This window comes from Winogradskyella sp. Asnod2-B02-A, from assembly GCF_045063645.1.
GTDB lineage: Bacteria > Bacteroidota > Bacteroidia > Flavobacteriales > Flavobacteriaceae > Winogradskyella.
This window is the reverse complement of sequence record NZ_JBEFOG010000027.1, coordinates 881,535-897,319: the sequence shown is the minus strand read 5'-3', so window position 1 is coordinate 897,319 and position 15,785 is coordinate 881,535. Positions and strand designations below refer to the sequence as shown.

Genomic DNA, 15,785 nt, shown 5'->3' with positions numbered 1-15,785 from the left:
TGTTTTTGCGTACTTGATTTTTTTATCCTGCAAGGTCTTTTTTTTGACCTTGTAGGTTTGACTACTTAATTATAATACCTACAAGGTTTTTGAAACCTTGCAGGATTAAATAATTTACTTATTCACAGAGAAAATATCCTTTAATTGTTCAATGACGTTACCGTTGCCAGCAACTGTGATTTCTCCAATTTTATCAGCAATTTTCTCAACATATTCCATCTCTTTTAATTTAAACAACATGCTGTTGTCTTCCATTAATTTTGCGGTATTTAACAAGCTTCTAGTAGAAGCTGTTTCTTCTCGTCTTGTCACTACGTTAGCTTGCGCTTTTTTGTGAGCAATCAAAACTTGGTTCATGATGTCTTTCATATTACCTGGTAAAATGACGTCTCTAATACCTGCATGCAATACAATAACACCCAATTTTTGAGTTTGTGTTTTTACATCTTCTAAAACGGCTGTTGCAATTGTTTCCTTTTGCTCTAACAATTCGTCTAAAGTGTAAGCACCAATAAATGCTCTTAATGCCAATTGCAAAATTGTGTACAATTGTTTTTCGTAATCTTTGTTATGCATTAATGCTGTTTCAACGTCTGTAACTTTGTATTGTGCATAAAAGTTAATACGAACGGTTGCTTTGTCTTTGGTCAATAATTCTTGACCAGCAACTTCTAATTGCAATTGACGCATATCGGCTTTTGCGATTTTAATGGTTTGCTCGTTTTTCCAGAAATGGTAAGTACCATGTTCAAGGATTTTAACAAACGTATCATTAACAATCATAATAGCTTTCTCAAAAGCGGCAACTTCAAAAGTTCTAATGTATTGACGCAATTGCATGTTGCTATACAACGCTTTACTGATATCTTCTGTAATTTCGATTTTACTTAAATCGGCAGTTACAAATTTGTAGTCAATTAAGCTGTTCCAAAATGCATAACGACCAGCAGTTAAGATGCGTTTAAAGTTATTGTTTTCGTAAACCAAAACAATCTCATTATCCTTTACATCAATTATAGTTAACATCGTTGCTAAGACTTCATCTTTAAGCAAGATTTCTAATGCTTTTGGTGCACTAAAAGCTTGTGATAAGTCGAATCTTAAGACTTGCTCACTAAATTTTATCCAATGTTTTCCTGCAGTAATAACACGCGTGTAATTACCATTTTTAAACACTAAACCTACTGTACCTGCATGAATTCTTTCTCTATACATGATTTCTAAATTTTTGTTCTGATATTGTTGTTTTTTATTTCAGAACGGTTATACATTTATAATAGAATTCCGTTTTCCGGAATGACTATTCAATTAAAACAAAGCGAAAGAAAACCATCTTTCTAACTACGGAAATACGACAGATTTTAAGTGTTTTTAGAATTGTTTTGCAGATGATTTATCAATGTTGAAACGACAATTGCCGAAACTATAATTGAAAAATGAATCTTTAAAAGAATATCTAAAGCGACCTACAATACAATTTGTATGTCAAGGTGTTTTCTAGACTGCGCTAACAACAAGTTGCTATTGCTAGTTTTAGTTCACTTTGTTTTTGCCATTTAAAGTGTGACGCACTTGGTGGTCGATTTTTAAAAGTGACCTTCTTTAACTAATGATGGATTTTAAGTCCATTGTCTTCGACCGCTCGACCACAAAACCGTTTGATTTTGGTAGGATTCGAACCTACGATTGTTTCTATTGTTCTAACCTAACTGAACTATCTTACCTAAATAAGAGTGGGATTCGAACCCACGACCCATAGATGGTGGTTATTCTTTTGGCAAATAACCCGAAGCCTTCAAGTCAAGTTGCATATAAAAACCTCATACCAATTGGTAAGGATTTATACAATAGTGCTATACCGAAACACGTAACAAGACTTGCTTGATGTGGAAGCAGTAGGGCTCGAACCTACAAGCTATAATAGACCAGATTTTAACTCAACGGATTCTATTTATTAATAGGATTCGTTGAATGCGTAAAAACGCATTTCAGTCTGGCGAGCCAACCAATTGCTCAATGCTTCCAAAAATATTTTTAAAAAAGCGTGCTGAGAATACCTACGCTTTTAGATAAGCTTTTCTAGGATTATGGCTTACGCTTTCCCTAGTTTTCCACGTTCTTCTCATTGCTTAAAGAATCCTGTACTTATCTGATGCCTTATTACATTATAGCTGTTCGGCAACTTAGACTTGGCTTGCATAGTGGCTTTTTGCCACGCTTTGCAATAACGAGGGTTGGCTCCCTCACCATTCATAAACGTCCTCTCTTGAGGCGGCTTATTAGAATGTTTACCACACATTAAAGGCTTGCGACCTCCAACGTTCCATATCTTTCAATGGATTTAGGCAACTACTAACTGCTATAATGTTCGAAGTCTTTTGCTTTTAAATTGCTGTATTGGAATTACAGTGCGTTTACCAATTTCGCCATCACATCTAAGTGAGCAGGACTCGAACCTACAAAGTTTGACCTAGGAAAAGGGCTTCGAAAATGGCTTCGTAGATTTTGGCCTACAAAATACCAACCTTTTCCTTGTGTGTCTCCCAACACACGGTACTTTAAGTTGCCGAACAGTTTTCCGTCGGGTAACTTTAATACTGCAATGCGCTCCATTAGGTTGGATAACCAAAAATGTAACCCATTACTACAACTTTTCCTGTTGATGTCTCCATCTCAAGCCTAACTTGTATGTTGGCTATAAATCCTTATCTGCGTCAACGGTTGTCCCTTGCAAATAATGATTTATGTTAGCTGCTTGCTTACCTGTACTATATTCAAAATGAATACAGTCTCCACTTGTACTGTCTACAAATAGATTTATCCTTGTTACCAAGTTTATCTAAAGACGATAAGCCGCCTCACATCATTAATAATTAATGATGATTTTATTAATATTGAAGCTAAAATTCAACTTCAATTTCTTTCAAAGAACTTATATTAAGCTCTGCTAGATTCCTTTTTCTAGCAGAGCGCTACTGTAAAAAGTCTGATTCCAAAAAGACTTCCTATTAATTACACTGCAAATATTTGATGCCATTGCGCAATGTTTTTGCGTAGTGATTTATTTTTTATTTTTAATTCAATTTTATTAGAATTGTATATTTTGATTTAAGCACCAATTCAGAATTTTTGCAATGTTCTTAGCATCGTCAATTCCTCTATGATGTGTGCCTTCTAATGGAATTTCTAAGATGTCTAACGCATTATTCATTCCAACTTTCCGGTTTAAACCTTTAACTTCAAAAAATAAAGTTTTTACATTAATATGGTTTTGAGACAAAGGGTATTCTACACCTCTAATCTTACACTGTTTTTTCATCATATTTAAATCATAAGCACCATAACTTGCCCATGTGTATTGATGCGCATCATAATCTTCTCTTAATTTGGTGCAAGCCTCTTTAAAAGTGATTCCTTCTGCATCTAACAATTGTTGAGTAATTGTTGTGAGCTCAGTACAAAAAGGACTGATTTCTGAGCGTGTTGGTTTTATTAATATACCCTCATTTTTAGATATTAATCCTGTAGATGTATCTAAAACACAGATACCAATTTCTATGATTTCATTGACTTGACCTGCCGGAATTTTTCCATTCCAACATGTGGCTTCGAGATCTATAATTATTATATTTTTATTCATGTTTTCTATTTGTTTTATTATTCCTGTTTAATTAGGAATGATAAATTTTTATTTCTTTTTTTTCTTCTTCTTTTTACATTTTGATTTTTTCTTCTTTGGTTTCATCTTGTTTTTAACTCTTGAAATTTCTGAGTTTAGATGATTTATAAAGCCATCGTTATAACCAAAACATTTTGCTTTTTTAAATGCTTTTATAGCTTTTTTATAGGCCTGAAGATTTTCGAAAAGTTGTCCTTGGTATAAGTAAACGGTTCCTTTATTTAATCCTTTTACGGTAAGGGCGAAGTCAATTAATTTCTGAGCTTCTTCGTAATCTTCGTTCCAGATAAGAACTAAAATGTATTTTGAATATACTTTTTGAAAATCCATTTTGTTTGCCAAAGCTTCTGCATAATATTGCTTGGCTTTTTCATAATCACCAAACTGCTCAGCTTGTAAGCGTCCCATTAAATACAAAGCATAAGCGTTGTCTGCTTCATAGGATAAGGCGTAGTTTAGATTTTCTACAGTTTCTTCTAGTTCGTATGGATAAGCATCTATGGCTTTAAGCACGTAGTTGTTCAACAAATTCGTATCCATTGTTTTAATTATTTAATTGATTACGCAATTCATTTTTTAATGCGCAACGTTGTTTTTTAAATTTTTTTACAATTGTATTTCTCTTAAAATCTGAGCCTTTAAAAACTTTTATAGGATTACCTCTTTCTAATGTTAAGTGGTTTTTCCATTGGTTTTTTATACCAGATTTTAGGGCTTCTAATTGTACTTCTGTTACTTTTTCTTGTAAGCGTGCTTTTGCTATTTTTCTGTTTTGATGTTGAGAACGACTATCCATAACCAACACTTGTGTTTTTGTAGGTAGATGCGTTGCTCTAATAGCAGAACTCACTTTGTTAACATGTTGTCCTCCTGGTCCTGAACTTTTTGTGGCTTGATAGGTTATATCTTTTTCAAGAATTTGAAACTGTTCACTTTTCCGTATTTCATATAAACCAACAAACCAGTTTTTACGTTTGTGTTGTGGTCTAAATGTTGAAGTACCAATCCATTGAATTGTGCCTATCCATTGACTCAAAAACCGACTTAGGTTATTTCCTTTGAGTTGAACAGTTACAGACTGTAACGTCATGTTTTCAATACCTTTTTCTCTTTGTAATATGTTGTATTCAATACCACTGTCGTTTACAGCTTCTAAAAATTGTTTTAGAATTTGAGCCACAACCCAACAGCATTCTGCTGGTCCTCTACCTGAGGTTATTTGTATTATTTTAGTATTTATTAATGGTTTTCCCATGATATATGTTTTCTAATAAATCCTTGAGCTCCTATTTTAATGGCGCTTTTAGATAATTTAATTTGTGACGATATGAGATATTGATGTCATATTTCGAGCGCACTAAGCGAAGAAAATATCAATACTACACGCGTCTTGATTTTCTAATAATTGTTTTGAATAATGTGTTTAGCAGACTTGCTAAGAATGGGAAACAAAAAATCCGAAACAGTTTTTAATTGGCTTCGGATTTTTCATTTATAATTTTGAAAAGTTTATCTAACGATAATCACGAAGCATCACAAAAGGCGATATTCCTTTTGGATCGTTTTGATATGTTATAAATAAACTCATAGTTTCTAATTTTTAATTCAACATCTGTTTTGGTTGAAATGCGATGCAAATATAAAGGGTAATATTTTAAATTTCCAAATTTAATTTGAAATTAATTTATTGATAATCAGTTATTTATGTTAAATTTTAGAATATAGAACGCCTGTCCGCAAATGGCAGATTATCTAACAAATTGAAGTGCAGTTATTTGCGCTTTAGGCATACATTAGTATCAACTTTAAAAAAATTAATAAAAAAAGCATCCTTTTTTATGAGGATGCTTTTTTAACTTGAATATTTCTAGTTTTACCTATTTCTCTACACTACAGAAATAGCTTTTCAGCATCCGATTTTGTAAAAAATGTATTATCATAGGTTCCTTTTTTCTTTGTTTATTGGTGCAAATATGGTGATTTTTTTTAAAACTGAAAGTTTTAGCAACTACGTAAGCCTTTTGCGTATTAATTTTTTTCGTTTAAATTTAATGTTTTAGACCTGCTAGGTTTTTAAAACCCGCAAGGTCTTATTCCGACAAAAGAAGTCTTATGGCAGTTAACAAAAACGCACTAATCAGATATAAAACCATTGATAAATGTCTTCAAAATCATTTTAGACAATGGACACTTAATGATTTAATTGAAGCCGTTTCTGATGCACTTTACGAATATGAAGGTAAAGATGTAGATGTTAGTAAACGTACTGTTCAGTTAGATTTACAAATGATGCGTAGCGATAAATTGGGATATAATGCGCCAATTGTGGTTTATGATCGTAAGTTTTATAAGTATGAGGATGCGGATTATAGTATTGTAAATATTCCTGTAACAGAAAAGGATATTAAGGTAATGAATGAAGCAATTCAATTACTAAGACAGTTTAAGGATTTTTCACTTTTTAAAGAAATGGATGGTGTTTTACAGCGTTTAGAAGACTCTGTAAATTCATCTCAAAAAGACAAACGTGCTATTATTCATTTAGATAAAAATGAACAGTTGAAAGGTTTAGAATTTATTGATGTTTTATATGATGCTATTCAGAATAAGAACGTTATTGAATTGTCTTATAAGTCTTTTAAAGCTAGAAAGGCTAGTGTGATTAGAGTGCATCCACAATTGCTTAAAGAATTTAATAATCGATGGTTTTTATTAGCTAGTCAAAAAGGAAAGTTTGTCACATTGGCTCTAGATAGAATGTCTGAAATATTTAAGTTAGAAAATGAAACGTATGAAGATTTTCAAATTGATGGTGACGTTTACTATAAAGATGTTGTGGGTGTAACCGTTTCAAATTCTAGAGCACAACGTATTCAGTTTAAAATAGACAATAAAAATGCACCTTATGTGATTACAAAGCCATTTCATTCTTCACAACGTGTGATTGAAAAAACAAACGATGGTGTGATATTTAATATTTTTGTTCAAATTAATTTTGAACTTGAGCGCCTTATTTTAGGTTTTGGTGATAGTATCGAAGTTATGAAACCTTTAAAATTAAGAAATAGAATGATTAAAAAGCTTAAAGCCTCAGTTAGAAGCTATGAAGAAATTGAAAAGTAAATTTGTTCATCTTTTTTTAATTCAAAATCGTGCAGTATAAAAACAGGTTCCGAATTATATTCCGCTTCAATTAGCCAGTTTCTGCCATTAAAATAAGACGTTTTTACAACAGCTTTTAAATCGGATTGTTCTACAATTTTAATCTGATTTGCATACACAATGCCATAAGGTTCAATGACATTAAATTCTCCAAAAAATGAGGCTATTAGAGGTGTTTTTGGATTGTTATAAATGTGTTGTGGTGTGTCTTTTACAATAATTTTGGACTGATGAATTACCAAGAGTTGGTCTGCAAAACCAAGCACATCATTTTTATCGTGAGTGGCAACCACACAGGCAATATTATTGCTTTTTAGATATTTAAATACACTTCGTCTTAATGATTGTTTTTTAAAATTATCAATATGGCTAAACGGCTCGTCTAGTAATAAGATTTCAGGTTGTTTTGCCAAAGCTCTAGCAATGGCAACACGTTGTTTTTGACCACCACTTAATAATTTCACTTTGGTTTTGGCAAAGGCTTCAAGCTCTACAACTTTTATTAATTCATCTGTTCGTTTTTGTTTTTCTTCAGGATAAAAGCGAGAGAGATATTTACCTATATTTTCTTCAACAGTAATAAAAGGCATTAAGTCAAATTCCTGAGTCACGTATTTCATAAAATCGTAACCAATTACTAAATTGTGTTTTGGTCCTAGGATTTCTTCGTCTTTCCAGAAGATATGACCTTGTTTTAAGTCATATTCACCGTAAATTAATTTTAAAAGTGTGCTTTTACCAGAACCACTTTCGCCAATAATTGCTAGATTTTCTCCAGCTTCAACACTAAAGTCTACAGCTTTTAAAACCTTAGTATTAGAATATCCGAAAGTGACGTTTTTTACTTGAAGCATTTTACAAAGATATGAGTTTCAAAAAGCAATTGGAACTAAAAAAACCGCTTGATTTCTCAAACGGTTTTGAAATATATTTAATCTTAAAACTATTTTTTAATAAATTTTCGGTTCATTATTCTTCCTTCAGATTCTAATCTTAAAAAATAAACTCCACTAGTTAAACTTGATACATCCATTGTGGTTGATTTAAGTTTCATATTAAGAACGCGTTTGCCATTAATATCAAACACAGTTGCAATTTTATTGTTTATATCAGCAGAAGTTTTAATATTAAGTTCATCTTCCACTGGATTAGGATATATTGAAACGTCTTCTAGAGTTTCATCTATAACACTTAACACAGAACCTTCTACAATATTATGTGTGGTATTTATTGCTGGATTTTCAATATAATCTACAATGCCAGAAGGCCAATATATGGTCATACTGTTAATGATTGTTTCTGTACCAATACCAAAATGAGTATTTAATGAACTCATAAATTCAAAACCCTCTCCACTTCTTACATCTCTAATTTGTTTTCCAGCAGGTGTAAGTATTTCTATTCTTGCACCAATTCCGTTATAGTTACTAATATTACCTACGGTATTTATTTTAATCCAATTATTAGAATTTGTATTATTAATGTGAATATTACCACTTCTAAATACGTCTAAGAAGCCATCATTATTAGCGTCTCCAATGGCACCTGTTGGCGGCATATAATTGTCGTAGTTTGTAAATGTGAAATCACCATTATTGAAAAGTACATCTCCATTAGTCAATATATCTACATAACCATCATTATCAAAATCTGCAGGTGCATTTTCAATACCCATAGATGCATCTAAAACGCCTGAGCCAGCTGTAACATCTGTAAATGTACCATCACCATTATTACGCATTAATTTAGAATTTCCATTACTAGAACTACTTGCGCCAACATAAACATCCATGTCACCATCGTTATCAAAATCTGCCCAAGCAGAAGACCAAGTTTGTACATTATCACCTAGGTTAGAAGAGTTGTTATGGCCAACACCTGAATAATTAGTATTGTACCAACCATTGCTATCTGCAATATTTACAAAGACTCCGTTTCCATCATTTCTCCAGAGTTCGTTGGTGCTAATTGTTGTAGAGCCTCCACGACATTTGGCAATAAATAAGTCCATGTCTCTATCGTTATCAAAATCAATCCAAACAGTACCGTAATTTCCTCCACCAGGTGTTAAGCCTAGACCATTTGGTACTACACCAGCACTTTGTCCTTGATAATAATTTAAATTTCCTGAACCATCATTAATGTAATATACATTGGCCTGAACATCATGGCAAACAAAAGCATCTAAATGGCCATCGTTGTTAATGTCTACAAAATTAGAGCGTTGTGAGAAAATATCTTCTGAACCCGATATCTCAGTATACCCAGTACCTGTATCATTAGCTTTCATAAATGTTACACCATTAGTTGCGCCATATAAAAGGTCATTATAGCCATTTTTATCAAAATCACCTGCTGCTAAACTCCAACTAGGAGAATAATCGGCATTTGTTGTTTCAATATTAACCATGTTAAAGCCACCTGATGCTAATTGATAGTGAACATTTATATTATTTGAACTTACAGAAACCACATCATCTAAAAAATCTCCGTTAAGATCTACTAAAGCAATATCGTAAGATCCAGATGTGCTAATAGGATTTGCTGTGAACGTTACAGGATATTCAGATAAGTCCGTACCTGTTGTAAAGCTTATGTTTTCCCAAAGACTAAAGCCGTCAGATCCACAGATTGCTCTAACATAAACCGTATAGCTAGTTTCTTGAGTTAAACTAGAGAATGTGTAAGATAAACTAGTAATTGTAGTACCAGAGGTTGGAGGGTTATCAGAGGCTAATAGTATCGCTATTTCCCATGAGGTTTCTGTGCTGCCTGGATTCCAATTTATTTGAGCGCTATTGGAGTTAACATTGTTAGCTAATAGATTTAGTATATTAGGACAAGCAGGTGGTTCCATTGAGTTTATTACTGGTGAGTCTACACAAAATCCCCAACCATAAATTGAATTATCATTATAATTTAATCGATATTTAAAGTTTTGTAGTTGGTTACTTGTAAAAGCTGAAATGGTTAAAAGGTCGCTGGTAAAACTAGTACGTGTTCTATTACAGAAATCTGAGCCAAAACCAGTATTGTCTTCAACTTTATCTCCCCAATTAGTCCATTGTGCAGCATCAGCATCCCAATATTGTAATCTAAACTCTTCTGAGTTTATAGTATTTAATACATATTGAAAAGTAACTAATATTTCAGTTTCCTCTGCATTAAATGCGGCTGTAAGATCTATGATTGGTGATTCTGCTGCAACGTTGTTATCGGATGTTCCACCAGCATCGTCATCGTCGAATGAAAATGATGAGACACTAGTTGGATCAGCATAGAGGTATGCTGGGTCATAAGTGCCCGTAACACTCCAATTCTCATTGGGCCAATTGGCAGGCTGATTTAATACTTGTGCTTTTGCAGTGATGCAAAACAAAGTAAAGAGGGATGTGATTAGTAAAGTTTTTTTCATGGTTATTTGGTTTAGTTGCAGTCTATGTTTAGTGAGGTTATCCATTCTTCAATGAGGTCAACACCTTCGTTGTGTCTTAAACTTCTTCCAAGAAGAGGCATTCTAGTAGATGGTTCTACTGAGATCAGTCTATAGTGTAAAACTGAGTTTCTAGCATCTCCTGGTTCAACAATATGGTTTAGCCCTTCTTCAATATTTGTGTCTGGTTCTACACATACACCGATATTACTGTAATCTTCAGTTTCGCTGTACCCAAAACGCATAGGTCTATAGGCACAATGGGTTTCTTCAGAGTGGCAATGTGCACAATTAATATCTAGATAAGCTCTAACTCTCGACTCTAAAGGTTCAGAGGTGTCGCTATAATTTGGTAAACGCGAAATGTTTTCTGGAAGTGAATTTTCTAGGTAACCTAACGCTACTAATTTATTGAGTTGATTTTCAGATCCATCTTCATAATCATATACTAAATTTAAGTTTCTTGGTTTTGGACCAATAGGCTCTGGTGTTTCTTGTATTTTATGACAGGTAAAACATTTAGCTTCAGATGGAATTCTATATTGTACTGTATTAATGTTTCCATTTTCTTGCCATTGTAAATCTACAAAGCTACCGCTAAGGTTAAAAGTGGCTTCGTCTTGAGCTTCGTTCCATATATAATTAGCAAATATCCAGCCTTCACTTTTTTTAATCATTAAACGTGTTTCAATGAGTTGTGTTTCATCATTTGGGAGGACGTTATCGTAATAGAAATTTTTTATTAAAACAGCACCAACAGGAAAATCTAAAGAAACATCATCGCTAATATAGGTTGCATTAGTATTATTTGGCATCCAAACAAACCGTTTTTTTTTGGCGTAATCTGTAAATAAAATAGAGTTTAATGTATATGGTATAACACCAGAGTTTGGATTTAAGTCCTTAAGGTCTCCGTTGAAAAAGTTATATTCTGAAAGTGTTTGATATGGTACGTTTTCTATCTCAAAATTAACTGGATTTGTGTCAATGACTACAGGAGTTAGGCCATCATCTTTATTACAAGAAAACAGAAGCGAAACTAAAAGAAAATAGAGATAGTAATTTTTTTTCATTTGCAATAACCCTAATACACTAATAAGACAGTTAAGTGAATAAAAACCCTACTATGGATGAAAAATTAGAGCTAAATCTAAGGTTTTTTTGTTGAATCTTAAAAGTTTAGGTACAAAATCAATAGCATTATCATAAAACTAGACATTAGCTTTATTTGAACATATTATACTTTAACAAGAATAACCGGTTTAGAAGTTTAAATCTAACATATTTGTTAACTCCATAATATAAGTATATTAAATACATAGGAGTAAGTGCTGCGATAAGTTTATTCTTTTTGTAGAGCAAAGGTTTCAGTTTTACTAAATATCTAAAATTCTTTTCTGGTGTCATTAAAAAACTTATGCCATATTTTATTGGATTTTCAATTTTTGGAGCTTTATAAGTTATTCCAACTTGGTTATTGCCAACATTTTGGTAAAACCCATGACTTAAGGTATCTAAGAATTTTAGTTTTTTGGTATTTTGAAATAATCCAACTTTAAGTGCCATTTTTGCCATGGCATTTTGCATATTTTCCTCAGAGTAACATAACGTTTCTAAACTTTTTAAAAGCGCTTTATGTAAAGCAAACATTTGCTCTTGGTGTGCTTTTATATGATTATCATACAACCATTTTTCTTCTGGTTTGTGATACTCTAACGTATAATCTTTGGCCTCTAAACTATAACCTAATGCACTTCCATGATCTGCTGCAGAAAATTGTTCATAAAGTTGCATGTTAGCCATTATAATACTGTCATTGTAATTAATATAAGGTAATAATGAAAAATTAAGTCCGTAGCGCTGCGTTTTTGGTTGAATGTCATAAATTTCTCCTAATCCAAGATAATAACCTGTAACTGGAATTTTATGATCAAAAAATTTGTAAATCGATTCTTGCATTGTTCCACCCCAACCAATATCTACAAGCGAAATTCCATTGGCTTCTATATCAGAATTAAAAGAATTAATATAGGTTTTAAATGCCTCATGATTTGCGTGCCTATGAGCGTCATAATGAGCTTTAAATTTAGTGTTCTCTTTTAGATTTTTAAAACTTAAAGAGGTGAAAAAACCTTCAACAACGGTATTGCCCTGCACATTAAGTTCTGAAATTATTTGTTTTTTTAAATCCTCAGTACAGTTAACCGCGATTAAAAAATCATCAACAGAAAGATTACTATATTTTTTTTGTAAATAACCAAAATTCTCAATTTCAAGATCTTTTAATGCAATCTGAAGTGATGCTTGTCTTGATATCTTTAAGTAATGTGTCTTAATTTTTTTACTCTCATCTATTATTGCAAAATCTTGATAAGAATCAAATAGCTTTTTAAGATATTGTCCTTCTCGAGATAAAAAGAATAAATCCTTTAGGTTCTTTCTTTTTGCAGTTTCATACATGCGTTCAATAAACGTATGATAAAACACAATATATTCTGTGTATGGAATTGAAGAATCTTTTTTACAGGCTTTATAAACACCGTTGATGATGTTATTTAAGCGTTTTTTATCGTTTCCGAAGTTATTGCGTTTGTTTTTCTTTAAGTATTTTTTGTGTGGTAACTGATAGGCATTAAGTCCGCTTTTTATAGCATTGGTATAATCGCTTCTTAGATTATCTCCAATCATCATTACATCTTTTGCCTCAATAGATAACTCAGAAAGAATTGGAGCATAAATTGTACCAGCATGCTTGCTTTTTTCTAATTCGGCAGAACTATAAAGGTCATCAAATAGATCTAAGATGCCATGATGCATAAGTAATTTTTCAAAAAGGGTTTTAGAGCCATAAAAATCAGAAACCAAGTATACTTTTCCGCCTTTAGATTTAAAATACTTCAATGTATCTAATACATCTTGGTTTAAATACTGAACACTCGATTCTGCTCTGACATCAGCATCCTCAAAAAGTGATAAAAAAGAAGCTTTTTTATCCATTGAGATAACATCAGCATTTATAAGACGTTTACAAATTTCTTGTTTTAGCGCGTTATAGGGAATTTCAACATCTTCCTTACCGAGTTTTCCTATAAGGTATTTAACAGAAGCTTGCCTAATAAAATAAAGTTCATCAATAGATATAGGTAATCCTAGTTCTCTAATCATAAGTTTAGCCCAAATACGTTGTGTATAATTTGGGTGCACTTTTCTGTGAACAATAGTATCGTAATAGTCAGTAAAAAGAAATTTTATTCCCTTTTCTTCTATTTCTTTGTGGAGTTGATTTAGTGACAATTAATGTGATTTAATTAATAGCTAGTTAATATTACCCTTTTATTTTTTCCTCTATTTTGGTTGGTAGCACTTCATATCCCATATTATAAAGTGTAAAGCCAAATATATCTGCATATTGATCTATGGTTTTACTTACAGGCGTACCTGCGCCATGACCAGCATCTGTTTCTATTCTTATTAGTGTTGGATTGTTACCGGTTTGTTTACTTTGTAACTCAGCCGCAAATTTAAAACTATGTGCTGGTACAACTCTATCATCATGATCACCTGTGGTAACCAAGGTCGCAGGATATTCTACACCTTTTTTTACATTATGGACAGGAGAGTAACCCTTTAGGTAATCAAACATTTCTTTACTGTCTTCTGCTGTGCCATAATCGTAAGCCCAACCAGCACCAGCTGTAAATGTATGATAACGTAACATATCTAGGACACCTACGGCAGGCAAAGCCACTTTCATTAAATCTGGACGCTGCGTCATAGTTGCACCAACTAATAAACCACCATTAGACCCTCCTCTTATAGCCAAATAGTCTGAAGAGGTATAGTGTTCTGAAATAAGATATTCAGCTGCAGCAATAAAGTCGTCAAAAACATTTTGCTTTTGAAGTTTTGTACCAGCATCATGCCAAGCTTTTCCGTATTCTCCACCTCCTCGTAAGTTAGGTACTGCATAAACACCACCCTGTTCCATCCAAACAGCATTTGCAATGCTAAAACTTGGTGTTAGACTAATATTGAATCCACCATAACCATAAAGAATAGTTGGATTTTTACCGTTAAGCTCAAGTCCTTTTTTGTAAGTGATAATCATAGGCACTTTAGTACCATCTTTAGAGGTGTAAAATACTTGTTTACTTTCGTAAGCTTCAGGATTGAAATCGATATTAGGTTTTTTATATAATTCTGAAGTGCCTTTTTCTATATCATATTTATAGATACTTCCTGGAGTTACGTAATTAGTAAATGAGTAGTATAATTCTTTATCTTCTTTTTTCGCGCTAAAGCCACTAACACTTCCTACGCCAGGCAATTCTACTTCTCTAATTAATTTACCATCATAGTCATACTGCAATACTTTTGATACTGCATCTACCATATAATTAGCAAAAAAAGAACCACCACCATTAGATGGAGTTAGTACATTTTTAGTTTCAGGAATAAAATCTACCCAGTTTTCTGGTGTTGGGTTAGAAGCATCAACGGTAACGATTTTTTTATTTGGAGCATCTAAATTAGTTGCTATATAAAGTTTAGAACCTACATTCTCAATAATATTTGAATCAGAATCTGTATGATTTAAAACGGTAATAAGTTGGCTGTTAGGTTCTGTTAAATCTTTAATAAAAAGCTTGTTTCCAGAAGTAGAGATGCTTGCAGATATAACTAGATATCTATCATCTTCTGTAACTCCGCCTCTAATGTACCTATGTTTTTGTTCTGGAGTTCCGCCAAAAATTAATAAATCTTCAGACTGTTTTGTTCCTAATTTGTGATAATAAACTTTATGCTGATCTGTTTTTGCAGACAACTCGCTACCTTTTGGTTTGTCATAGCTAGAATAGTAGAAGCCTTCGTTTTTGTACCAAGACATGCCACTGAATTTTATATCTACTAAAGTGTCTTCAACAATTTCTTTAGTTTCTGTGTTCATTACTAAAATTTTTCTCCAATCACTTCCTCCTTCAGAAATAGCATAAGCAAGAGTTTTTCCATTTTTTGAAAAACTAGCACCTCCTAATGAAATAGTACCATCTTCTTTAAATGTGTTTGGATCCAAGAATACTTCAGCAGTACTTGGGTCTTCGCTTGTTTTGTATCTGTAAATGACATATTGATTTTGTAAACCATCATTTTTATAAAAGTAGGTGTAATCACCTTCTTTAAATGGTGACCCAATTTTTTCGTAGTTCCATAGTTTTGTAAGGCGCTCTTTTAATTCTTTGCGATATGGAATGTTATCTAAATATCCAAAAGTAGCTTCGTTTTGAGATTTAACCCAAGATTCAGTTTCCTTGCTTCGGTCATCTTCTAACCAACGGTAAGGATCTTCTACAGCTTCACCAAAAATTGTATCTGTAATCACAATTTTATTGGTTTTAGGATAATCTACAGTAATTGTTTTCAAAGTTTCAGTTTCGTTTTTACAAGAAACAAAAGTACTGAGTATTAAAGCAATGAGAAATAATTTTTTCATAATTAGTTGTTTTCGAAATA

11 protein-coding genes and 1 tRNA gene are annotated in these 15,785 nt (G+C 32.5%); 1 reads left to right on the top strand and 11 read right to left on the bottom strand.

Features of this window, described 5'->3' with window-relative positions; all coding sequences use genetic code 11:
- Positions 1–114: 114 nt before the first annotated feature.
- The 6 genes from ACJJVO_RS11985 to prfH form a co-directional block, all read right to left on the bottom strand.
- Positions 115–1,215 (bottom strand): slipin family protein, encoded by a 1,101-nt coding sequence (locus ACJJVO_RS11985; protein ID WP_405574423.1) that lies wholly within the window; start codon positions 1,213–1,215, stop codon positions 115–117.
- A 672-nt stretch (positions 1,216–1,887) separates the two neighbouring features.
- Positions 1,888–2,024: transfer RNA gene (locus ACJJVO_RS11980), tRNA-OTHER, on the bottom strand.
- A 671-nt stretch (positions 2,025–2,695) separates the two neighbouring features.
- A complete protein-coding gene (locus tag ACJJVO_RS11975) occupies positions 2,696–2,833 on the bottom strand; it encodes a hypothetical protein (RefSeq protein ID WP_405574421.1) in 138 nt (45 codons plus the stop codon).
- A gap of 255 nt (positions 2,834–3,088) precedes the next feature.
- Positions 3,089–3,640 carry an exonuclease domain-containing protein gene (locus ACJJVO_RS11970; RefSeq protein WP_405574418.1) on the bottom strand — a complete coding sequence of 184 codons (552 nt, stop codon included), beginning with the start codon at positions 3,638–3,640 and terminating at the stop codon, positions 3,089–3,091.
- 48 nt (positions 3,641–3,688) lie between these two features.
- The gene (locus ACJJVO_RS11965) at positions 3,689–4,219 is read right to left on the bottom strand and encodes a tetratricopeptide repeat protein (RefSeq protein WP_405574417.1); all 531 of its coding nucleotides are present in this window, start codon (positions 4,217–4,219) and stop codon (positions 3,689–3,691) included.
- A 4-nt stretch (positions 4,220–4,223) separates the two neighbouring features.
- Positions 4,224–4,934, bottom strand: coding sequence for a peptide chain release factor H (gene prfH, locus ACJJVO_RS11960; protein WP_405574415.1), 711 nt, complete (start codon positions 4,932–4,934; stop codon positions 4,224–4,226).
- Between the two features lie 857 nt (positions 4,935–5,791).
- Here prfH and ACJJVO_RS11955 point away from each other — a divergent pair.
- Complete coding sequence (locus ACJJVO_RS11955; RefSeq protein ID WP_405574413.1) at positions 5,792–6,802, top strand: helix-turn-helix transcriptional regulator; 1,011 nt, start codon at positions 5,792–5,794, stop codon at positions 6,800–6,802.
- On the opposite strand, the gene ACJJVO_RS11950 is transcribed toward ACJJVO_RS11955, so the two are convergent.
- From ACJJVO_RS11950 to ACJJVO_RS11930, 5 genes are all read right to left on the bottom strand, one after another.
- Positions 6,781–7,695: an ABC transporter ATP-binding protein gene (locus ACJJVO_RS11950; RefSeq protein ID WP_405574410.1), complete on the bottom strand. Its 915-nt coding sequence runs from the start codon at positions 7,693–7,695 to the stop codon at positions 6,781–6,783. The genes ACJJVO_RS11955 and ACJJVO_RS11950 overlap by 22 nt on opposite strands.
- Positions 7,696–7,784: 89 nt before the next feature.
- Complete coding sequence (locus ACJJVO_RS11945) at positions 7,785–10,256, bottom strand: FG-GAP-like repeat-containing protein (protein ID WP_405574408.1); 2,472 nt, start codon at positions 10,254–10,256, stop codon at positions 7,785–7,787.
- Positions 10,257–10,267: 11 nt separating this feature from the next.
- Positions 10,268–11,347 carry an SO2930 family diheme c-type cytochrome gene (locus tag ACJJVO_RS11940; RefSeq protein ID WP_405574406.1) on the bottom strand — a complete coding sequence of 360 codons (1,080 nt, stop codon included), beginning with the start codon at positions 11,345–11,347 and terminating at the stop codon, positions 10,268–10,270.
- A 151-nt stretch (positions 11,348–11,498) separates the two neighbouring features.
- The gene (locus ACJJVO_RS11935) at positions 11,499–13,568 is read right to left on the bottom strand and encodes an HAD family hydrolase (RefSeq protein ID WP_405574403.1); all 2,070 of its coding nucleotides are present in this window, start codon (positions 13,566–13,568) and stop codon (positions 11,499–11,501) included.
- 31 nt (positions 13,569–13,599) lie between these two features.
- On the bottom strand, positions 13,600–15,765 hold the full coding sequence (locus tag ACJJVO_RS11930; protein WP_405574401.1) for a prolyl oligopeptidase family protein: 2,166 nt from the start codon (positions 15,763–15,765) through the stop codon (positions 13,600–13,602).
- Positions 15,766–15,785: the final 20 nt, after the last annotated feature.